The following is a 20687-nucleotide window of genomic DNA, read 5'->3' on the forward strand; positions in this document are numbered from 1 at the left end:
CGCAGCAGGCCGCCGCCGCGACCCGGCGGCGGCCTTCCGCAACCCCCCTGTCGACTACGCGGCCACCCCGCACCCCTCGCGAGGGCGTCAACGGCGACGCCTGGATGGAGCCACCGTGACCGAGCACGACCTCGATGTCCTCGACGAGATCCAGCGGCGGGTGCTCTGGCTCGCCACCCGGATCGTGGACGCCGCCAACCATGACCGGGCCACCGGCGACGGTGTGAAGGTCGGCGGCCACCAGGCGTCCAGCGCCTCCCTGGTCACGGCGATGACAGCGCTCTGGTTCGCGCACCTGGACGCCGAGGACCGGGTCGCCGTGAAGCCGCACGCGTCGCCGGTGTTCCACGCCATCCAGTACCTGCTCGGCAACCTGGACCGCTCCTACCTGCCCCGGCTGCGGGCCCGTGGCGGCCTCCAGTCGTACCCGTCGCGCACGAAGGACCCGGACGAGGTGGACTTCTCCACCGGTTCGGTCGGCCTGGGCGCGGCGGCGCCGCTCTTCGCCGCCGCCACCCGGCGGTACGTCGACGCGCACTTCGGGGCCCGCCCGCACTCCCGGTTCGTGGCGTTGATCGGCGACGCCGAGCTGGACGAGGGCAACATCTGGGAGGCGGTGGCCGACCCGGCGACCACCGGGCTGGGCAACGTCATGTGGCTCGTCGACTTCAACCGCCAGTCGCTGGACCGGGTGGTCCCCGGCATCCGGATCAACCAGTGGCGGGGCCAGTTCGAGGCGGCCGGCTGGCACGTCGTGGAGGTCAAGTACGGCCGCCGGCTCGCCGAGGCGTACGCCCGGCCGGGCGGCGAGGCGCTGCGCGACTGGATCGACGCGATGCCCAACGAGCAGTACCAGTCGCTGTTCGGGTTGGCCGGGCCGGCGCTGCGCAAGCAGTTCCTGGACGGCGCCCCGGCCGGCATCGCCGAGCTGATCGCCGACGTCTCCGACGAGGAGCTCGGCCCGCTCGTCACCGACCTGGGCGGGCACGACCTTCAGGCGATGCTGGACGCGTACGCCCAGTGCGACGCGGTCACCGACCGGCCCAGCGTCGTCTTCGCGTACACCGTGAAGGGTTGGGGGTTGCCCATCGCCGGCAATCCGCGCAACCATTCCGCGCTGCTCAGCTCGGAGCAGGTCGACACGCTACGCGCCGCGCAGGGGTTGACCGCCGAGACCGAGTGGGACCGCCTCGACCCGGCGTCACCCGCCGGGATCCGGGCCGGCGCCCGCCGGGAGGCGCTGTCCCGCGCGCCGCGCGAGCGTGCGCTGGGGGTCACCGTCCCGGAAAGCACTGGAGTACGCGCCAACAAGCCGATCTCCACGCAGGAGGTCTTCGGTCGGGTGCTGGTGGACCTGGCGCGGGACCGGGAGGTGGGCCGCTACCTGGTCACCACCGCCCCGGACGTGGCCACCTCCACCAACCTCGCCGGGTTCATCAACAAGACCGGGGTGTTCGCCCCCACCGAGCAGCGTTCCTGGACCGAGGACCGCATGCTGCGCTGGACGGAGAGCCCCGCTGGACAGCACATCGAGCTGGGCATCTCGGAGATGAACCTGTTCCTGCTGCTCGGCCAGCTCGGGCTGTCCTGGGACCTGTCCGGGCAGCCGCTGCTGCCGGTGGGCACTGTCTACGACCCGTTCGTGCTGCGCGGCCTCGACGCGTTCCTGTACGGCACCTACTCCGGCTCCCGGTTCGTGGTGGCCGGCACCCCGTCCGGCATCACCCTCGCCCCCGAGGGCGGCGCCCACCAGTCCACTATCACCGCGTCGGTCGGCCTGGAGCTGCCCGGGGTGACCTTCATCGAGCCGGCGTACGCGGCCACCCTCGACTGGCTGCTCTGCGACGCGCTCGGTCAGATCGCCGGTGGGTCGGTCCCGGCCGCGACCGCCGCACCCGCCGAGGACGGCGCGTACTACTTCCGGTTGAGCACCCGACCGCTGGACCAGGCGCCGTTCGAGGCGGCCCGGGCCCGGCTCGGCGACGCGGTGCTGCGCCGGCAGGTCGTCGCCGGGGCGTACCGGCTGGTCGACGCGCACCAGGCGTACCCGCACCTGGTCGACGCCCCGGTGGTGCAGTTGGCCGCCTCCGGTGCGGTGCTGCCCGAGGTGCTGGCCGCCGCGGCGGAGCTGGCCGACGAGGGCATCGCCGCGCACGTGGTGGACGTGACCTCGCTGGACCGGCTCTACCGGGCCTGGCAGCGCACCCTGCGCCAGGGCGTACGGACGGCCACCGTGCCCAGCGTGCCGGGCGCGCTGCGGTCCGCGTTCGCCGATCGGGTGCCGGTGGTGAGCGTGCACGACGCGGCGTCGCACGCGATGGCCTGGCTCGGTTCGGCGGTCGGCGCGCCGGCGGTGCCGCTCGGCGTGGACGAGTTCGGCCAGTCCGGCAGCGTCGCCGAGCTGTACGAACTGCACGACCTGCTGCCGGGCAGCATCGTCAACGCCGCACTGGCCGCCATCGCCCTGCGCTGACCCGTCGACCGTCGACCGCCCGCCGGTCCGCCGGCGGGCGTCGACGTCGGCTCAGCCGGTCGGCGTGGGCGTGGGCGTGCCGGGGACACCGCCGCTCGGCGTGGGTGTGGGTGTGGGTGGGGCGGCCGGGTTCTCCACCAGACGTCGTTCCAGGTTGACCTGGGCCTGCCCGGTGCCGCCGACGGTGATGGTGTCGTACGCCTGGAGCATCTTCTGCTGGTCGAAGTAGAGCACGCTCATCGACAGCGGGGTGGGCTTCTCGCCCTCCAGGCCGCGCAGCCCGGCGCCGCCGGTGGAGCCCTCCACCATCAGCGTGGTGGGCTGCTGCCCGGGTGGCTGTGGCAGCTTGGAGACCTGCCGGGCGTGCGTGTGCCCGGCCAGCACCAGCGGGCAGGTGCCGGCGAGCGGCCCGGCCGACGCCGGGTCGTGCACGAGCGCGATGTTGACAGGTCGCGGTGAGCTGCGGACCGTCGCGGCAAGCTGGTTGCCGACCCCGATCACCTGGTCGGCCACCTGCTGGGTCAACCCGCTGCCGGCCGGGGAGGTGTTCTTGTCCGGGGTGAAGCGCGGGTCGCCGATGCCGGCGATGGTCAGCCCGGCGACCGTCGTGGTGGTGTTGTTCAGCACGATCGCGTTCGGCTGACGGGCCACCGCGGCGGCGGTCTTGCCGGAGTCGTGGTTGCCCCGGATGAAGACGTACGGCTTCTTCAGCAGGCCGATCGAGGCGACGAAGGAGGCTTCCGGTTCGCTGCCCCAGTCGGTGATGTCCCCGGTGTCGATCACCACGTCGATGCCGAACTGCTCCACGACCGTCCGGATCAGCTGCCACCCGGTGGGGTTGAGGTGCATGTCGGAGACGTGCAGCACCCGGGTGGTGCCCGGGGTCGGCTCCAACAGCGGAAGCGCCGAGACGGTGGTATAGAGCTGGCTGACGTTGCCGACCAGGCGCTGCAACTGCTCCGCGTACTTGGTGTAGTCGTTGGCGATCCGGCGGGCGTCACCGACGATGGCCGGCGCGTTGACCAGCAGCCCCTCGTAGCGTGGTTCCTCGATGGCCTGCGGACGAAGGGTCGCCGCCGCCGTGCCGAGGCTGCTGGCGGTGACCAGCAGCGCCAACCCTCCCGCCCAGGCGGTGCGCCGGACGTCCCGGAAGATCAGCCCGGCCAGGATCAACGTGACCAGCACCGACGCGCCGAGGGTACGCAGGCCGAGGCGCATCACCCCGGAGCGGACGTCCTCCACGGCGCTCTGACTGGCCCGGCTGATGCTGGCCGGGTCGTCGATCAGTGCCTCGGTGCGCCCCTGGTCGAGGGCGCCCAGCCGAACGGTGAGATGGGTCGGCCCGTCGTGGCTGTCGAGCAGCAGCGCGCCGAGCGGCGGGATGTCGACTGTGGTGCCGCCGTCCCGAGCGGGGGAGATGCTGAGACTGGCCCGGAACGGGCCGATGTCGGTGCTCACCTGGCCGCCGGCCAGCACCCCGAGCACCGCCCCGGCCAGGGCCACGGCGAGGACGGCGACGATCAGCCCGAGGCGGCGCAGCGGGCCGGCCGCGCCGACCCACCAACCCGCCGGGCGTGGTCGATCGTCACCGGTCACCGGGTCGTCCCGGTCATCGGCGTCGTCGTGCCGCTCGTCGCGTTGCCCGTCCATGCTGAAAGTCTGACCTGCCCGTCGGAAGATCTTGGCAAACCTGAACGGATGGTGACGCAATCAGCTGCGTCCGCCGTCACCACCCGCGAAGACCACCCGCAGGAGCCGGTCGTCGTCGCCCGCCGGGTCACCCCGGCCGTCGTGGTTGGAGGTGCTCACCCAGAGCGACCCGTCCGGTGCCGCGGCCACCGCACGCAGCCGACCGTACCGGTTGGTGAGCAGCTCACTGGGCTGACCGAGCAGGGTGCCGGTGTCGGTCAACTCCATCACCCAGAGGCGTTTGCCGCGCAGACAGCCGGTGACCAGCAGCCGGTCCGTGGCGGCCAGACCGGAGCAGGACGCGTCCGACGTCGCCCACTGCGCGATCGGGTCGGTGAACCGCCTGTCGCCGGCCCGACCCTCGACCTCCGGCCACCCGTAGTTGCCGCCCTTGGTGATCTGGTTGATCTCGTCCCAGGTGTTCTGGCCGAACTCGACGGCGTACATCCGCTTCGCGGCGTCCCAGGCGAGACCCTGGACGTTGCGGTGCCCCATCGACCAGACCGGGGAGTTGGGGTACGGGTTGCCGGCGGCGGGCCTGCCGTCCGGGGTGATCCGGAGGATCTTGCCGCCGAGGCTCTTCACGTCCTGGGAGAGGGGGCGCTGACCAGCGTCACCCGTGCTGACGTAGAGCTGCTTGTCGGGGCCGAAGCCCAGCCCACCGCCGTTGTGCACATTGGCTTTGGGGATGCCGGTGAGGATCGGGGTGGGCTGCCCGCCGAGTTGCAGCCGGGCGACCCGGTTGTCCCGCTCGGCGGTGTAGTAGACGAACACCGTCCGGTCCCGGGCGTAGTCGGGGGACACGGCGATGCCGAGCAGGCCACCCTCACCCGCCGCCGCCACGTCGGTGATCGTCTGCACCGGGCGGACCCGCAGCCCGTCCGGCCCGGACTCGGGCCCGACCTGGAGGATCCGGCCGTTGTCCCGCTCGGTGACCAGCGCGCCGCCGTCCGGCAGGAAGGCGATCGCCCACGGCACCCGCAGGCCCTTGGCGAGTACTGTCGCCACCGCCTGCTGGCCGGCGCCGCCGGGGCTCGCCGACGTGGACGGGGTCGGCAGGTTGGGCGGTTCGCCGGCCGGGTCGGGCTCCGGCTCACCGAAGCTGCAACCGGCGGTGAACAGCAGCGCCGCGCAGGACGCCGCGAGGGCCACCCGGAGGCGGCGGATGCGAGGGTACGGGGGACGGGCGTTCACCCGGCCCAGGGTAGCCCGCCGCGCGACCCGGCCGGGCCCGTCGAGGTGCAACGGGTGCCGATGGACCCGCCCGATGATCCCCGGTGGACCACTCACCGAGCCCGTACGGCCAGCAACGCGGTGTCGTCCTCACGGTGCCGGATCGAGGCGAGCAGCAGGTCGCACAGGCCGTCGAGGGGCAGCGTGTCGGTGCCGGTCAGCAGGCCCACCAGCTCGGCCAACCCCTCATCGATGGAGCGGTCCCGCCGTTCGATCAGCCCATCGGTGTAGAGCAGCAGGGTGTCGCCGGTGGCCAGGACGGTCGACTGGCTGCTCCGGGGCGACGGGCGGGCCAGGCCGAGCAGCGGCTCCGGCGTCGCCTCCAGGGCCTCCACCGCCCCGCCGACCCGGACCACCAGGGCCGGTGGGTGCCCGGCGTTGGACCAGGTCACCTCGTGCACACCGGCGCGTTGCGGACAGATCCGCACCAGCGTCGCGGTGGCGGCGATCGGCAGCCGCAGGCCACGGATGGCGCCATCCAGGTTGCTCATCAGTGACCCGACCGCGTCCGGCCGGCCGAAGGCATTGCCCCGCACCAGGTTGCGTAGCTGGCCCATGGTCGCCGCCGCCTCGATGTCGTGCCCGGCCACGTCCCCGATCGCCACGATCACGTCGCCGTCGGGCTGCACGAAGGCGTCGTACCAGTCACCGCCCACCTCCACCCGGTCGGCCGCCGGCTGGTAGCGGGCTGCCAACTCCAGCTCCGCCACCACCGGCAGTCGGGGCAGCATGCTGTGTTGCAGAACCTCGGCGACGTGCCGTTGCTCGCCGTACATCGAGCTGTTGCCGACGGCCTGGCCGGCCCGGCGGCCGATGTCGACAGCGGTGAGCAGGTCCCGGTCGTCGAACTGCTGACGTTGGCCACCGTTGACGAGCGTGATCGCCCCCAGCACCGTGCCGCCGACACCCCGCACCGGCACGCTCAGGTAGGAGGCGATGCCCAGCCGACTGGCGATGGAGGCCATCTCCGGGTGGGTGGTGCCCCTCGTGATGTCGGCCAGGGACGCCGCGCTGCCCAGCCGGGGCTGGCCGGTCCGGAGCACCGCCCGGATGACCGACTCGGGGCTCAGCCCGGTGCGCAGCAGATCGCCGAAGCGGTCGACGTCCGCGGCGCGGGCCGGATCCCGGTGCACCGAGACCACCTCGCGGGGCAGGCCGGTCGGCCCGATCAGGGTGAGCAGGCACCAGTCGGCGAGCAGCGGCACCATGGTGGCGGCGAGCCGGCGCAACGCGGTGCCCACGTCCAGGGTGCCCGCGAGGGTCTCGCTCACCCCGGCGACAAGCTCCAGCCGATCGTGCGCCTGCACGACCCGCCGCCGGGCCTCCTGGGCGCCGTCGAGCGCGATCCGCAGCCGCAGCTCGGACGAGCAGGCGGCGGCCAGGTCGGCCAGGGTCCGCAGCTGCGCCGCCGTCCAGGCGCGAGGTTTGCTGTCGATGGCGCACAGCGAGCCGAGCACCCGGCCGGAGAGGTCGGTCAGCGGCATCCCGGCGTACGCGACCACGCCGAGGTCGTCGATGGCCAGGTTGTCCCGGACGCGGGGGTAGAGCCGGGCGTCCGGCAGCACCATCGGCACCTCGATGTCCACCACGTGCTGACAGAACGAGTGGCTCAGCGGGGTCTGCCGCCGCCGCGACCAGGGCTCCGGCAACCCGACCGCGCCGGGGAAGAACTGCCGGTCGGCGGAGACCAGGGAGACCAGCGCGACCGGCACGTCCAGCAGGTCACTGACCAGCCGGGCGAAGCGGTCGAACGCCTCGTCCGGGGCGGCGTCCAGCCCGGTGTCGGCGAGCGCGCGCAGCCGCTCCGGGTCGCCGAGCAGCGAAGGAGGCGCGATCGAACGCCGGGCGGGGCCGGGGGAGCCGTCGGTCATCGAGCACCTGTCTGCCGGGGCGGAGGCCGACCGGCCCTCCGACCCTTCGTTATACCTCGTCGGGGTCGGAGTCGAACATCGGTGTGCTGAGTCTCGCCCGCCGTGACCCCGCGCGCCATCCCCCGGGACGCCGGTTCGCCGCCGTGCCTCCACCGGCTGCGGCGTCGGGGACTATCGTCGGCGGACGTGAAGGTATGGATTCCGCACCAGGCCGGCCTGAACCTCCTGGGCGAGCTGCCCGCGGACGTGACGGTGGAGGTCTTCGAGCACACCGATCGGATGCCGTCGGAGGCGGCCGACGTCCGCTTCTGGGTGCCGCCGTTCCCGGGTGGCTCGGACGCGACGGCGGTGTTGCGGGAGCTGCCCGACCTGGCGGTGGTGCAGTTGCTCTCCGCCGGGGCGGACGCCTGGGCGGGCCGGACACCGCCGGCTGTCACGCTCTGCGATGCCCGGGGCGTGCACGACCCTTCCACCGCCGAGTGGGTCGTCACCGCGATCCTCACCCAGCTGCGGGCGTTCCCGGCGTTCGTCCGCGCGCAGGCCGAGCGGCGCTGGACGTACGCGGAGAACACCCCGACCGACGAGCTGACCGGTAAGCGGGTGCTCATCATCGGCGCCGGCTCGATCGGGGCCGCGGTGCGTGACCGGCTCGCCCCGTTCGACGTGAGTTTCACCCTGGTCGCCAGGACGGCCCGCCCGGAGCAGGGGGTGCACGCCGTCGAGGAGCTGCCCCGGCTGCTGCCCGACGCGGACGTGGTGGTGGTGCTGGTGCCGCTCACCGACCAGACCCGTGGCCTGATCGACAAGGCGTTCCTGGCCGCGATGCCGGACGGGTCGCTGCTGGTCAACGCCGCCCGGGGCCCGGTGGCGCACACCGAGGCGCTCGTCGCCGAGCTGGGCACCGGTCGGATCTCGGCGGCGTTGGACGTCACCGACCCGGAGCCGCTGCCCGCCGACTCCCCGCTGTGGGTCATGCCGAACGTGCTGCTCACCCCGCACGTCGGCGGGTCGGTGCGCGGGCTGTTGCCGCGGGCCTACCGACTGGTGGGCGATCAGGTCCGCCGGTTCGCCGCCGGGCAACCGCTGATCAACACGGTGGTCGACGGCTACTGACCGGGGGTCTCCGCCGGAGCGTCCGGCAGCGGCTGGCCGGTCACCGCGACCAGTCGGGGCAGATCCGCCCCACGGACGGCCGGCAGAGTGACCTGGTGGCCGTCGTCGAGCCGGGCCACAGCGCGCCCGCGCTGGTCGGTGGTCAGCTCGAGGACCTGGTCCCAGTCGATCCGACGCTGCCCGACCAGCGCCCGGATGCGCAGCTCCCGCGCGTCGGCGTCGGTGCCGGCCCGCCAGGCCCACACCGCGACGGCGAGCGGGACGAGCAGCACCGGCAGCAGGTAGTCCCGGGCGTTGGCCAGCGGCAGGGCGCCGACGAAGGCGATGATCGCGGCCACCAGGATGGCTTGGTTGTACCGGAAGCGGACAGTGTCGGGCTTACTCACCCTCCGATGATCCCACTTCGGGTTGTTTCGGCTCGCGGCGGGCGGTGCCGGCAGCGTGCGGTACGCCGTACAGTGACACAGGTCGTTGTCTCCCCTGAGTGACCGGCAAGTAACCAATTCGGCCGTCCGTCGTTGCCAATCGTGGGTAGCGGACTCGCAACGTCCGATGTCCCGCACCGCCGCACCGCCCCCGTGCCCCCTCACGAAGGCGACCGCCGTGCTCCTCGCGTACCCGTTCCGCGTTCTCGTTCCCCGCCGTGCGGCACCGGAGGCCGCCACGTCCGTGGCGGTGGCGCTGCTCCTCCTCGCCGGTTCCGTCGACCTGGTTCCGCCCTCGGTGGTGATCGCGTTGGCCGCCGGTGCCGGCGCCACGCTCGCCGGGCTGCGACTGTCCCGGCTGGCCTCCCGACGCGGCACCGATCCGACACCGCGTGCGGCGGGGGTGCTCCTCGACGCGGCGGTGGTGGCGGCGGGTCTCACCGCCGTCGTGTTGCCCCTGGCCGGCATCGGGCACACCCTCGCCGTGCTGATCGGGTCGGTGGTCGTGGCGGCCCTCTCGGCGGCCGGTCTGTACCGGCTCCCCGGCCGGTCCCGGGCGGCGGCCTCGGCCCGGTTGCGGTGGCTGGTCGAGTCGACCGGCCCGGCCGTCGGTCTGGCCCTCGCCGGCTGGTTGCTGCTGCCCCCCGACGGCCTGCCGGTCCCGGTTCGGCTGGTCGCCGCGTTGACACTCGGCGGGTTGGGCATGGCCGCGTTGAACGCGTTCGCGGGGCCACGGCGGCGCTCGGGTGCGGCGCTCTGCCGGGGCGGCGTCCTGCTCACAGTGGGCGGGCTGGTGCTGCTGGCCACGTTGCCGTCCGCGCCGGCCGGCCGGGCCGCCCTGCTGGCCGTACCCCCGTTGGTGTTCGGGATGTTGCTCGTCGCGGTCGGCGCCGCGGATGCGGCGGACGACTCCGAGTCGGTGGAGCCGGTCGCCGCGGCCTGGCCCCGGTCGGTGCTTCCCGCGGCGGTGCTGCTGCTGGCGGCGGGTCTGCACCTGGGCGCCGGCCGCGCACCGGACCGGACGAGCGTGCTGTTGGCCCTCGCGGCGGTGCCGCCCCTGGTGCTGCGCGAGCTGCTGCGCGCCGGTGACGCGTCCGCCTCCGTTCGGCGGGCCGCTCATCGGCGGCCGGCCGGCCGTTCGCTGCGGCACCGCCGTGCGGCCCCGGCCCGCTGGCCGGGCACACCGGAGCCGCCGCCCGAGCGAGCCCTCGACGTCGCGGAGGGCGCGGCGACCGCGACGGGTGCCGGCTCGACCTGGTCGCCTGACCACAGTTCCGCGTGGTCGGGGCTCGACCGGCGACCCGCGGCGGCGAGCGGCACCCCCGGCGACCGGGCTGCCCTGCTGGACGCCCTGGCCGCGATCGGCGACGTTCCGGCGCCGGCCGGCGCGCTGCTGCTGGTGGACCTGCACGGCACCGAGGGTTTCGGCCCGACGGCCCGGGAGGACGTGCTGGCCGAGGCGGTGCACCGGGCCCGCGCGGTCATCGCCCCCGACGATCTGGTCACCGGGTGCACGGGTACCGGCTTCGCGGTGGTCACCGCCGCCGGGCCGGTGCTGGCGTACGCGCTGGGCACCCGACTGTTGAGCGCGCTCGGCCCGCCCTACCGGCTGGCCGGCGCGATGCTGCGCGTGCAGACGAGCATCGGGTTGGCCGAGGTGAGCGGTGCCGGGCCGGCGGACGTGCTCCGGCAGGCCGAGCTGGCCCGACGACGGGCCGTGCAGCTGGGCCGGGACCGGGTGGAGTGGTACGACGCGTTCCTGGAGGAGCAGCTGGTGCGCCGGCTCGACCTGGAGCGCGAGCTGCCCGGTGCGGTGGCGCGCGGCGAGCTGGACCTCGTCTACCAGCCGGTGGTCGACCTGGCCGACGGGCAGCCGGTCGGCGCGGAGGCGCTGTTGCGGTGGCGCAGCCCGGTGCTCGGCACTGTGCTTCCGGCCGAGTTGCTGCCGGTCGCCGAGGACCTGGACCTGGTCGGCGAGTTGGAGTGGTGGGTGCTGGACCGGGCCTGCCGGCAGTTGTCCAACTGGTCGGTGGGCGTCCGGGAGCTGTGGATGGCGGTCAACGTCACGACCCGGGAGCTGACCACCCCCGACTTCGTCCAGCGGCTCGCGGCAGTGCTGGCCGCGTACGGGGTGCCGCCGGAGCGGCTGGTGGTGGAGGTGAGCGAGCCGAGAGTCGCCGGTGATCTGCCGACTGTGGTGGCTCGGCTGGCCGGGCTGCGGTCGATTGGCGTCCGCACCGCGTTGGACGACTTCCGGGCCGAGCACGCCTCGCTGGCCCAGCTTCGCCGCCTGCCGATCGACCTGCTCAAGGTGGGCCCGGAGTTGGTGGGGGCACGGCCGGACGGGCAACCGCCGCTGATCGACGTGGTGGTCAACGTGGGCGAGCGGTTGGGCGTCGAGATCGTCGCCGAGGAGTTGGAGTCGTCGACCCAGGTCGAGGGGGCGCGCCGGGGTGGTTGCCGGTACGGGCAGGGGTTCGCGCTGGCCCGTCCGGCGACGGCCGAGCGGGTCGAGGCGTACTTCGAGGAGTTTCCCTCAGCGTCTCGCTGAACCGGTTCATCTCCTCCGGGGTGGTGCGGTGCTGCCGCGCGGCGTGAGGTGGGGTGTCTCGTCCTGCACCCGCCCGGCCGGTTGCCCGGCGACGACGGCGAGCAGTTGCCGGGCGGCGTGCGCGCCGTACGCCGGGATGTCCCGGCCGAGCGCGGTCAGCGGCGGGTGCACCAGCCGGCACAGCGGCGAGTCGTCCCAGGCCACGATGGACAGATCGCCGGGCACTGTCAGGCCCATCTCCTGGGCGACGGAGAGCCCGGCGATGGCCATCACGTCGTTGTCGTAGATGACCGCTGTGGGCCGGTCGGCCGAGCTGAGCAACCGGCGGGTGGCCCGACCGCCCTCCTCGCCGGTGTAGTCGGACCAGACGGTGACCGCGTCGACCAGGCCGAGCCGCCGGCAGATCGCCGCGAAGGCGTCGGTGCGGATCTCGGTGTGCCGCAGGTCGGGCAGGCCGGCGACCCGGGCGATGCGCCGGTGCCCGAGCGCGACCAGGTACTCCACCGTCTCGGTCAGCGCTGCGGCGTCGTCGGACCAGAGACTCGCCAGCTCACCGGTGCCGCCGGGGCCGCCGATCACCACCGCCGGCAGTTGCAGCCGTTCGAGTGCGGGGATGCGACGATCGTCGGTGCGCAGGTCGCAGACGAGCACCCCGTCCACCCGTCGTTCGCCCCACCAGCGCCGGTAGACGGCGATCTCGGCGTCCGGGTCGGCCACCACCTGGAGGGTCAGCGCGTACGAGCGGGCGGAGAGTTCGGCCTCGACGCCACTGATCAGCGCCATGAAGAACGGCTCGACGCCGAGGGTCCGCGCCGGTCGGCACAGGGCCAGGCCGATCGCGCCGGCGGTGGCGGCCGAGAGGGCGCGGGCGGCGCTGCTGCGGCTGAAACCGATCTCCGTGGCGATGGCGAGGATTCGCTGCCGGGTGGCCTCGGAGACGCCGGGTTGCCCGTTCAGCGCGTACGACACGGCGCCCTTGGACACCCCGGCGCGTTGGGCGACGTCGGCGATGGTCGGCCGCTTCACCGGCGTGCTCCTTCGCTCTCTGGCCGTTGACAGCCCGGATTCCGGACCGTACGGTTTCTCAGCTTATCCGGTTCAGTTGGCATCTTTCGATGCGGGAAGGTGCGGTGAAATCGTGAGCCGACAGGCACTCTACGACGGTTGGACAGTGCGGGCGGCCCCCGGAGCACAGGTGCCCGAGGAGGTCGCCGGCCGGTCCGTGCCGGCGACAGTGCCGGGCTGTGTGCACACCGACCTGCTCGGCGCCGGGCTGATCCCCGACCCGTACCTCGACGACAACGAACGGGCGGTGGCCTGGATCGGGCGCACCGACTGGGTCTACCAGACCACATTCGTCCACCGGGCGGGCGACGACGAGCGCGTCGACCTGGTCTGCGCCGGCCTGGACACCGTCGCCACGCTCACCCTCAACGGTGTGGAGGTCGGCCGCACCGCGAACATGCACCGCGGCTACCGGTTCGACGTCCGACCGCTGTTGCGCGACGGGAACAACGACCTGGTGGTCAGGTTCGACTCCGCGTACCGCTACGCCGAGGCGCAGCAGGAGCGACTCGGCGACCGGCCGAACGCCTACCCGGAGCCGTTCCACTTCATCCGCAAGATGGCCTGCAACTTCGGCTGGGACTGGGGGCCGACACTGGTCACCGCCGGCATCTGGCAGGAGATCAGCCTGCACGCCTGGTCGACCGCGCGACTGGCCACCGTCCGTCCACTGGTCACCATGGACGGTCGCGACGGCCGGGTCGAGGTGCACGTCGAGGTCGAGCGGGTCGCTGACGTCCCGCTGACCGTCCGCGCCGCAGTGGCCGGCGTCCGCGCCGAGGTGGTCGTCCCGGCCGGGCAGCGCACTGCCGTGCTGACCCTCACCGTCCGCGAGCCCGCGCTGTGGTGGCCCCGGGGGTACGGCGAGCAGGCCCGCCACCCGATCGAGGTGACACTGCACGGACCGGACGGCGACACCCTGGACAACTGGTCGCACCGCATCGGCTTCCGCTCGGTACGGCTGGACACCACACCCGACGAGCACGGCACCCCGTTCGCGCTGTCGGTGAACGACGTCCCGGTCTTCGTCCGCGGGGTCAACTGGATCCCGGACGACACGTTCCCCACCCGGATCACCCGGGCCCGGCTGGCCGAGCGCTTCGACCAGGCCCTCGCGGCCAACGTCAACCTGCTCCGGGTCTGGGGCGGCGGCCGGTACGAGTCGGCGGACTTCTACGACCTCGCCGACGAGCGCGGCCTCCTCGTCCAGCAGGACTTCCTCTTCGCCTGCGCCGCGTACCCGGAGGAGGAGCCGTTCGGCACCGAGGTGGCCGCCGAGGCCGCCGAGCAGGTGACGCGGCTCGCGCCGTACCCGTCCCTGGTGCTGTGGACCGGCAACAACGAGAACATCTGGGGCTGGCACGACTGGGACTGGCAGCAGGCCCTCGCCGGGCGCACCTGGGGGCGCGGCTACTACCTCGACGTGCTGCCCCGGATCGTCGGCGAGCTGGACCCGACCCGCCCGTACTGGCCGGGCAGCCCCTGGTCGGGCACCGAGGCGATCCACCCCAACGACCCGGCACACGGCACCACCCACATCTGGGACGTGTGGAACACCGACGACTACACCAAGTACCGGGAGTACGTCCCGCGCTTCGTTGCCGAGTTCGGCTACCAGGCCCCACCGGCGTACGCCACCCTGCGCCGGACGATCAGCGACGAACCGCTGGCGCACGACTCACCGGGCATGGCGCACCACCAGAAGGCGGCCGGCGGTGACGCCAAGCTCCAGCGGGGCCTCGACGCGCACCTGCCCGCCCCGGCGGACTTCGACGACTGGCACTACCTGACGCAGCTCAACCAGGCCCGGGCGATCCAGCTCGGGGTGGAGCACTTCCGCTCCCACCGGGACGTCTGCGCGGGCACCATCGTCTGGCAGCTCAACGACTGCTGGCCGGTGACCTCCTGGTCGGCCGTCGACGGCGACGGCCGACGCAAACCCCTGTGGTACGCGCTGCGCCGCGCCTACGCCGACCGGCTGCTCACCGTGCAACCGCGCGACGGCGGCCTGGCCCTGGTGGCTGTCAACGAGACCGCCGAGGCATGGACCGCGACGGCCGCTGTCACCCGGTTCACGCTCACCGGGGAGCCGAGGGCGAAGACCTCGGTCGACCTCGACGTCCCGGCGTACTCCTCGGTGGTGCTGGTGCTGCCGGCGGACCTGGCGCGGTCGGAGGACGCCCGGCGCGAGTTGCTGGTCGCGGAGGCCGGTGGCACCGCGCAGCGCGCCCTGTGGTTCTTCGCCGAGGACCGGGAGGTGGACTGGCCGACGGCGGCCTGGGACGCGACGGTCGAGCCTGTCGACGGCGGGCGGCGGGTCCGGGTCACGGCCCGCACGGTGCTGCGCGACCTGACGCTCTTCCCGGACCGCCTGGACCCGACGGCATCCGTGGACAAGGCCCTGATCACCCTGCTTCCGGGCGAGTCGGCCACGTTCACCGTGCGCGCGGCCGGGGCGCTGGACCCTGCCGCCCTCACGGCCCGCCCGGTGCTGCGCTGCGTCAACGACCTCGCCTGACGTCCAAGATCGTGCTCGATCCATGGAGTAGTGGCCTTTCACGGCTGCGGAGGCCACTACTTCCTGATGTCCGTTGCGTGACCGCTGGGTGTCTCTGTTGGCGTGTGCCTGAGGTGGCCGGGGGGTGAGGGGCGGTCGGTTGTCCTTTGCTCTGCACCCGCGGGCGCGACGGCTACGGTCTGCGACTGGTGCTTATTGGGGTGCAGAGCAAAGGGGGTGGGGGTGGCCTGTGCCCCCTCACCACGACGAGGGCAGCTGCTGATCAAGGTCTTGCCTAACCGGCCGCCGCGCTAACGCACTGGCGTTGCCTGGGACCCGCGTCGTGGCCTCGAGTTGAAGACTTGTTCAAGTGCTAAAGTCTTCGTATCGATCGGGAGGGTGCTCATGTCGGTGCCGCTGTACCAGGCCAAGGCGGAACTGTTCCGCACCCTCGGGCACCCGGTGCGCATCCGGGTCCTCGAACTGCTCCAGGACGGTCCGAAGCCGGTCCGCGACCTGCTCGCCGCCATCGAGGTCGAAGCCTCCAACCTCTCCCAGCAACTCGCCGTGCTGCGCCGCGCCGGAATGGTCACCTCACACCGCGACGGCCCCCTCGTCATGTACGCCCTCAGCACCCCGGACGTGGCCGACCTGCTGGCCGCCGGGCGGCGGATCCTGGGCGCGGTCCTCACCGACCGGGACGGCCTGCTCGGGGAGTTGCGCGCCACCGGCGCGGACAGGTGAGCGGCGCCATCCAGGTGGCCCGAGAGCGGCTCCTCGGGCTGCTGCCCGGCCGGGCCGACTGGGCCGCGGTCCACCGCTCACCGCGCCGGGACCTGCTGGCCGGGCTCACCGTGGCGGTGGTGGCGCTGCCGTTGGCCCTGGCGTTCGGTGTCACCTCCGGGCTGGGCGCCCAGGCCGGGTTGATCACCGCCGTGATCGCCGGTGCGGTGGCCGCTGTCTTCGGGGGCTCCAACCTCCAGGTCTCCGGGCCGACCGGGGCGATGACAGTGGTGCTGGTGCCGGTGGTGCAGCAGTTCGGAGCCACCGGCGTGCTGATGGTCGGGGCGATGGCTGGCCTGGTGCTGATCGCGCTCGCCGTGGCACGCCTTGGCCGCTACGTCCGCTACCTGCCCACCCCGGTGCTGGAGGGCTTCACCGCCGGCATCGCCGTGGTCATCGCGCTGCAACAGGTGCCCGCCGCACTCGGCGTCAGCGACGCGCACGGGGAAAAGGTCTGGGCCGTCGCCTTCGACGCGGTCGCCCGTTTCGTCGTACACCCGCGGCCGGCCGCGCTCGCGGTGGCCCTCGCCGTCGCGGCGCTGATGCTGCTGGGTGCCCGGTGGCGACCCGGCCTGCCGTTCTCGCTGCTCGGTGTGGGGGCCGCCACCGTCCTCGCCGAGGTCATCCCGATCGATCTGATCCGGATCGGCGCGTTGCCGCAGGGCCTGCCCGCGCCCTCGCTCAGCTTCCTCGACCTCGGCGCACTGGGCGTGCTGCTTCCCAGCGCTCTCGCCGTCGCCGCGCTCGCCGCCCTGGAGAGTCTGCTCTCCGCCACCGTTGCCGATGGCATGACCGTCGGCGAGCGGCACGACCCGGACCGGGAACTCTTCGGTCAGGGGATGGCCAACCTCGCCGCCCCCCTCTTCGGCGGTATCCCGGCGACCGCCGCCATCGCCCGGACGGCTGTCAACGTCCGCGCCGGGGCGGCCTCGAAGCTGGCGGCCCTCACCCACGCCGTCGCCCTCGCCGCCATCGTGCTGGCCGCCGCGCCGTTGGTCGGCCGGATCCCGCTCGCCGCCCTGGCCGGGGTGCTGCTGGCCACCACCGTCCGGATGGTGGAGGCTGGGTCGCTGTGGGCGCTGGCCCGGGCCACCCGGGGTGACGCGGTGGTGCTGGTGCTCACCTTCGCCGTCACGGTGATCTGGGACCTCGTCACCGCCGTCGCGGTCGGCGTCGGCGTCGCCGTGGTGCTCGCCCTGCGCGCGGTGGCCCGCAGCGCCCGGCTGGAACAGGTGCCCCTCGACCCAGGGGAACACAGCGCCGAGGAGTACGCGCTGCTCACCGAACACATCGTCGCGTACCGGCTGGACGGGCCGCTCTTCTTCGCTGCGGCCCACACCTTCCTCCTCGAACTCTCCGAGGTCACCGACGTCCGTGTCGTCATCCTGCGAATGTCCCGGGTGACCACAATGGACGGCACCGGCGCGCACGTCCTCGGCGATGCGATCCGGCGGCTACGCGGACGCGGGATCATCGTCCTGCTCTCCGGTATCAACCCCGCACACGACGAGGTGCTGGCCACCCTGGGGGTGGCTGACGACCTGCGCCGCGAGGAGTTGCTCTTCCCGGACACGCCCGCCGCCATCCGGTACGCCCGCACCGTCGCGCTCCCCGCAGCGGGCCACCCGATCGTGCTCGATCCATGAAGTAGTGGCCTCCTCAGGTGGGGAGGCCACTACTTCCATGTTCGCGCACGATCACGCCCGGGGGCGCGATCCGACGGTCAGGCGCGGGCGGCGGCGAGCACCTGGCCGACCAGGGCGCCGGAGGTGCCGGAGCGCTCGTACTCGGGCCGGTTCAGGCTGCCACCCATCAGCGGCGCCGGGTTGCGGTGCACGGCCGGGCTGTCCGAGCTGACCAGGGCCGCGAAGTGGTACTCGTCGGCGCCGGTCGCCTCGACGATCCGGGCGATGTTGCGTGGCGTGATGCCACCGCCCGGCATGATGACGATCCGGCCGGCGGCCCGGCGCACCAGGTCGGCGATGAGCGGAGCACCCTCCAGCACGCTGACCTCCTGACCCGAGGTGAGCACCCGGTGCACGCCCAGCTCGATCAGCTGCTCCAGCGCCGCGTGCGGGTCGCGGGTCATGTCGAACGCCCGGTGGAAGGTGATGCTGGCGTCGCCCGCGGCGGCGATCAGCCGGCGGGTGGTCGGCACGTCGACGTCACCCTCGGCGGTCAACGCGCCGATCACGATGCCGTGCGCACCGGCCGCCACCGCGGCCCGGACGTCCCGCTCCATGGCCTCGATCTCGAACGGCGAGTAGATGAAGTCGCCGGCCCGAGGACGGACGATCACGTGTACCCGGATCCGGCTGACCGCGCGCACTGTCGTCTCGATGCTGCCCAGGCTGGGGGTCAGCCCGCCGTCGAAGAGCGCGGAGCACAACTCCACCCGGTCGGCGCCGGCCTCCTCGGCGGCGACCGCTCCCTCGACGCTGTCGATGCAGATCTCGAATGTGTTCATGATTCTTCCTCTTCCGTGCGAGACGTACGAGACGATGCCGTGGTCCAGTCGATGACGGCCGTGACGGCACCAACGGGTACGCCGCCGCCGAGCACCGGCACCTGGCGCAGCGCGTCGGCCCCACCCACCGGTACGCCCACGGCGTCGAGGGCGGCGAGGGCGATGGCGGTGGTGGCTCGGGGCGAACCGTCGATCGCCTTCACCGCCACCGCGTGACCGTCCGGTGCGGCCACCGCGAGAACGCCTTCGGCCCCGCCCTTGGCGAGGACGCCGGGCAGCGCCCGCATCAGGTCGGTGTTCGGGTGCCCGTTCCAGCCGCCGACGTACTCCGGGTGTTGGCGCATGGCCTGCGCGACCAGCGCCTCGTCGCTGCCGGCCGGCGCGGTGACCAACGCCTGGAAGGTGCGGGCCAGGCCGGTCAGCGACAGGCCGAACAGCGGTGCCCCGCAGCCGTCGACAGCGTGGTGCGCGATCGGCGTGCCGGCCAGCCTGGCGACGGCGGCGGCGGTTTCCCGCTGGAGCGGGTGGTCGGGGTCGAGGTAGTCGTGGGTGCTCCAGGACCGGGCGACGCAGGCGACGAGCATCGCGGCGTGCTTGCCGGAGCAGTTCATCCGGACCCGGTCGCGCTGCCCGTCGGCGCGGATCAGCCGGTCCCGGGTCGGTTCGTCCTCCGGCCAGTCCTCCGGGCAGCCGAGCGCGTTCTCGGTCAGGCCGGCCCCGGCCAGCATCGCCCGCACCACCTCGACGTGCCTGTCGTCGCCGGTGTGGCTGCCGGCGGCGAGGGCCAGCGCCGGGCCGGTCAGCTCGTCGCCCGCCGCGATCCGGCAGGCCAGTGCCTGCACCGGCTTGAGGGTGGAGCGGGGCAGCACCGGCTCGTCGGGTACGCCGGCGGCGAGGGCGACCTTTCCGTCCGGGGCGAGCACCACGACGCTGCCGTAGTGCCGGCTCTCCACGAAGCCGTTGCGCACGACCCGGGCCAGTTCGGCGTAGCGGAAGATGGTCACCGGGGAGTGTTCCCTTCGAGGAGTGGTGGGGGCAGCTCGGCGCTCCGCCGTCCGCGCCGTCCACCGAAGCGGCCGTTGCGGGCCTGGAGGACGCGGGCGAACTTCGACAGCGAGGCGTTGACGACCAGGTAGATCAGCGCCACCACCAGGAACGTCTGGATCAACAGATGGGTGTACGAGGAGAGCACCTGCCCGCTGTAGAGCAGCTCGGTGTAGCTGACCACGAAGCCGAGCGAGGTGTCCTTGAGCAGCCCGACGAGCTGGCTGACCAGTGACGGGGCGAGTTGGAGCAGGGCCTGCGGCAGGACCACCAGCGCCATCACCTGCCCGCGGCGCAGCCCGACCGCGAGCCCGGCCTCGGTCTGCCCACGGTCCAGCGCCAGGATGCCGGACCGGAAGATCTCCGCGAACGCCGCCGAGTTGGAGACCACCAGCGGCACCACGAGCTTCCAGAACAGCGGGAAGTTCAGCCCGTACTGCGGCAGGGCGAACAGCGTCACGTAGATCAGCAGCAGGGTGGGGACGGTCCGGAAGATCTCCACGTACGCGCCGGCCAGCCAGCGCAGCGGTCGGTGCGTCGACAGCCGGCCGAGCGCCAGGAGCAGTCCGAGCGCGGCGCTGAGCACTGCGGTCGCGGCGGCGGCGCGCAGCGTGGCCCACAGACCGTTGAGCAGGTACCGCCAGATGGGCCAGGTGGTGAACGGTTCCCATCGGGCGGCGGCCAACTCACCGTGGCTGGCGAACTGGTAGACGGCCGCGACCAGGGCACCGGCCAGGAGAACGGCGCCCAGCACTGTGGCGATCCGGATCCGCCGTTGGGCGCGCGGACCGGGTTCGTCGAAGAGGATCTGTTGCGTCTTGTTCATCGGACGATCGCCAGCCTTCGTTCGAGCAGGCCGGTGACCTGACCGATGATCAGCGCCAGCAGCATGTAGGCGAGGCCCGCGCCGGTGAAGACAGCGATCGGTTGAGCCTCGACCAGGTTGACGGTGTTGGCCGCCTGGGTCAGCTCGACCACGCCGACGGCGGCGGCCAGCGAGGTGTTCATCAGCAGCGCGATGCAGATGTTGCCGATCGGCTGGATCACCGCCCGGAGTCCCTGCGGCAGGATCACGTGCCGCAGGGACTGGCCGAAGGTGAGCCCGATGGCTCGGGCTGCCTCAGCCTGGCCCACACCGACGGTGTTGATCCCGGCGCGGATCGCCTCGGCCAGGTACGCCCCCTCGTACACCGCGATGACGATCGCGGCTGAGGTGAACAGCGGGAACGTGATGCCGATGGTCGGCAGCGCGAACACGAAGAGCACCAGTAGCGCCAGCAGCGGCAGGTTCTGGAACACCTCCACGTACGCGGTGCCGATGGCGCGCAGCAGCGGGACGGGGGCGATGCGCAGGGTGGCCACGACGATGCCCAGCAGCATCGCCCCGACGGTGGTCACGACGGTCAGTTCGACCGTCGTGACCAGGCCGTGGCCAAGCTCGCTCAGGTGGGAGGTGAGGGCTTCCATCGGTACGAG

At 73.0% G+C, this 20687-nt stretch carries 15 protein-coding genes; 6 read left to right on the forward strand and 9 right to left on the reverse strand.

Annotated elements, in window-relative coordinates; genetic code table 11:
- Positions 1-115: 115 nt before the first annotated feature.
- Positions 116-2473 (forward strand): pyruvate dehydrogenase, encoded by a 2358-nt coding sequence (locus tag ABZ794_RS19545; protein WP_210781080.1) that lies wholly within the window; start codon positions 116-118, stop codon positions 2471-2473.
- 51 nt (positions 2474-2524) lie between these two features.
- Here the strand turns inward: ABZ794_RS19545 and ABZ794_RS19550 are convergent, their stop codons facing one another.
- The 3 genes from ABZ794_RS19550 to ABZ794_RS19560 all read right to left on the reverse strand — a co-directional run bounded on the left by ABZ794_RS19550 (position 2525) and on the right by ABZ794_RS19560 (position 7266).
- Positions 2525-4123: a metallophosphoesterase gene (locus ABZ794_RS19550; protein WP_357516774.1), complete on the reverse strand. Its 1599-nt coding sequence runs from the start codon at positions 4121-4123 to the stop codon at positions 2525-2527.
- A gap of 60 nt (positions 4124-4183) precedes the next feature.
- Entirely contained in the window at positions 4184-5356 is a 1173-nt protein-coding gene (locus ABZ794_RS19555; protein ID WP_238691252.1) for a PQQ-dependent sugar dehydrogenase, read from the reverse strand.
- Between the two features lie 92 nt (positions 5357-5448).
- Complete coding sequence (locus ABZ794_RS19560; RefSeq protein ID WP_210781083.1) at positions 5449-7266, reverse strand: GAF domain-containing SpoIIE family protein phosphatase; 1818 nt, start codon at positions 7264-7266, stop codon at positions 5449-5451.
- A 186-nt stretch (positions 7267-7452) separates the two neighbouring features.
- On the opposite strand from ABZ794_RS19560, the gene ABZ794_RS19565 reads away from it, so the two are divergent.
- Positions 7453-8379 carry a 2-hydroxyacid dehydrogenase gene (locus tag ABZ794_RS19565; RefSeq protein WP_357516777.1) on the forward strand — a complete coding sequence of 309 codons (927 nt, stop codon included), beginning with the start codon at positions 7453-7455 and terminating at the stop codon, positions 8377-8379.
- Here ABZ794_RS19565 and ABZ794_RS19570 read toward each other — a convergent pair.
- Positions 8373-8765 (reverse strand): PH domain-containing protein, encoded by a 393-nt coding sequence (locus tag ABZ794_RS19570; RefSeq protein WP_210781085.1) that lies wholly within the window; start codon positions 8763-8765, stop codon positions 8373-8375. The two genes, ABZ794_RS19565 and ABZ794_RS19570, sit on opposite strands and share 7 nt — an antisense overlap.
- Positions 8766-8982: 217 nt before the next feature.
- On the opposite strand from ABZ794_RS19570, the gene ABZ794_RS19575 reads away from it, so the two are divergent.
- Complete coding sequence (locus ABZ794_RS19575; protein ID WP_357516779.1) at positions 8983-11355, forward strand: GGDEF domain-containing phosphodiesterase; 2373 nt, start codon at positions 8983-8985, stop codon at positions 11353-11355.
- 6 nt (positions 11356-11361) lie between these two features.
- On the opposite strand, the gene ABZ794_RS19580 is transcribed toward ABZ794_RS19575, so the two are convergent.
- Positions 11362-12381: a LacI family DNA-binding transcriptional regulator gene (locus tag ABZ794_RS19580; protein ID WP_357516781.1), complete on the reverse strand. Its 1020-nt coding sequence runs from the start codon at positions 12379-12381 to the stop codon at positions 11362-11364.
- 112 nt (positions 12382-12493) lie between these two features.
- Between ABZ794_RS19580 and ABZ794_RS19585 the strand changes: the two genes are divergently transcribed.
- The 3 genes from ABZ794_RS19585 to ABZ794_RS19595 all read left to right on the forward strand — a co-directional run bounded on the left by ABZ794_RS19585 (position 12494) and on the right by ABZ794_RS19595 (position 17346).
- A complete protein-coding gene (locus ABZ794_RS19585; RefSeq protein WP_357516783.1) occupies positions 12494-14938 on the forward strand; it encodes a glycoside hydrolase family 2 protein in 2445 nt (814 codons plus the stop codon).
- A 384-nt stretch (positions 14939-15322) separates the two neighbouring features.
- Positions 15323-15661 (forward strand): metalloregulator ArsR/SmtB family transcription factor, encoded by a 339-nt coding sequence (locus ABZ794_RS19590; protein ID WP_210781089.1) that lies wholly within the window; start codon positions 15323-15325, stop codon positions 15659-15661.
- Positions 15658-17346, forward strand: a complete 1689-nt coding sequence (locus ABZ794_RS19595; protein WP_357516786.1) for a SulP family inorganic anion transporter — start codon at positions 15658-15660, stop codon at positions 17344-17346. Before ABZ794_RS19590 ends, ABZ794_RS19595 begins: the two co-directional genes overlap by 4 nt.
- A gap of 77 nt (positions 17347-17423) precedes the next feature.
- Here ABZ794_RS19595 and ABZ794_RS19600 read toward each other — a convergent pair whose 3' ends face one another.
- The 4 genes from ABZ794_RS19600 to ABZ794_RS19615 are packed head-to-tail and all read right to left on the reverse strand — an operon-like array spanning position 17424 to position 20678.
- Entirely contained in the window at positions 17424-18167 is a 744-nt protein-coding gene (locus tag ABZ794_RS19600; RefSeq protein ID WP_357516788.1) for a copper homeostasis protein CutC, read from the reverse strand.
- Entirely contained in the window at positions 18164-19171 is a 1008-nt protein-coding gene (locus ABZ794_RS19605; protein ID WP_238691258.1) for an asparaginase, read from the reverse strand. Before ABZ794_RS19605 ends, ABZ794_RS19600 begins: the two co-directional genes overlap by 4 nt.
- Positions 19168-20037, reverse strand: a complete 870-nt coding sequence (locus ABZ794_RS19610) for an amino acid ABC transporter permease (protein ID WP_210781092.1) — start codon at positions 20035-20037, stop codon at positions 19168-19170. Before ABZ794_RS19610 ends, ABZ794_RS19605 begins: the two co-directional genes overlap by 4 nt.
- The gene (locus ABZ794_RS19615) at positions 20034-20678 is read right to left on the reverse strand and encodes an amino acid ABC transporter permease (protein ID WP_091393215.1); all 645 of its coding nucleotides are present in this window, start codon (positions 20676-20678) and stop codon (positions 20034-20036) included. Before ABZ794_RS19615 ends, ABZ794_RS19610 begins: the two co-directional genes overlap by 4 nt.
- Positions 20679-20687 lie beyond the last annotated feature (9 nt).

The sequence above is a fragment of the Micromonospora sp. NPDC047187 genome, assembly GCF_040643355.1.
Lineage (GTDB): Bacteria > Actinomycetota > Actinomycetes > Mycobacteriales > Micromonosporaceae > Micromonospora > Micromonospora salmantinae.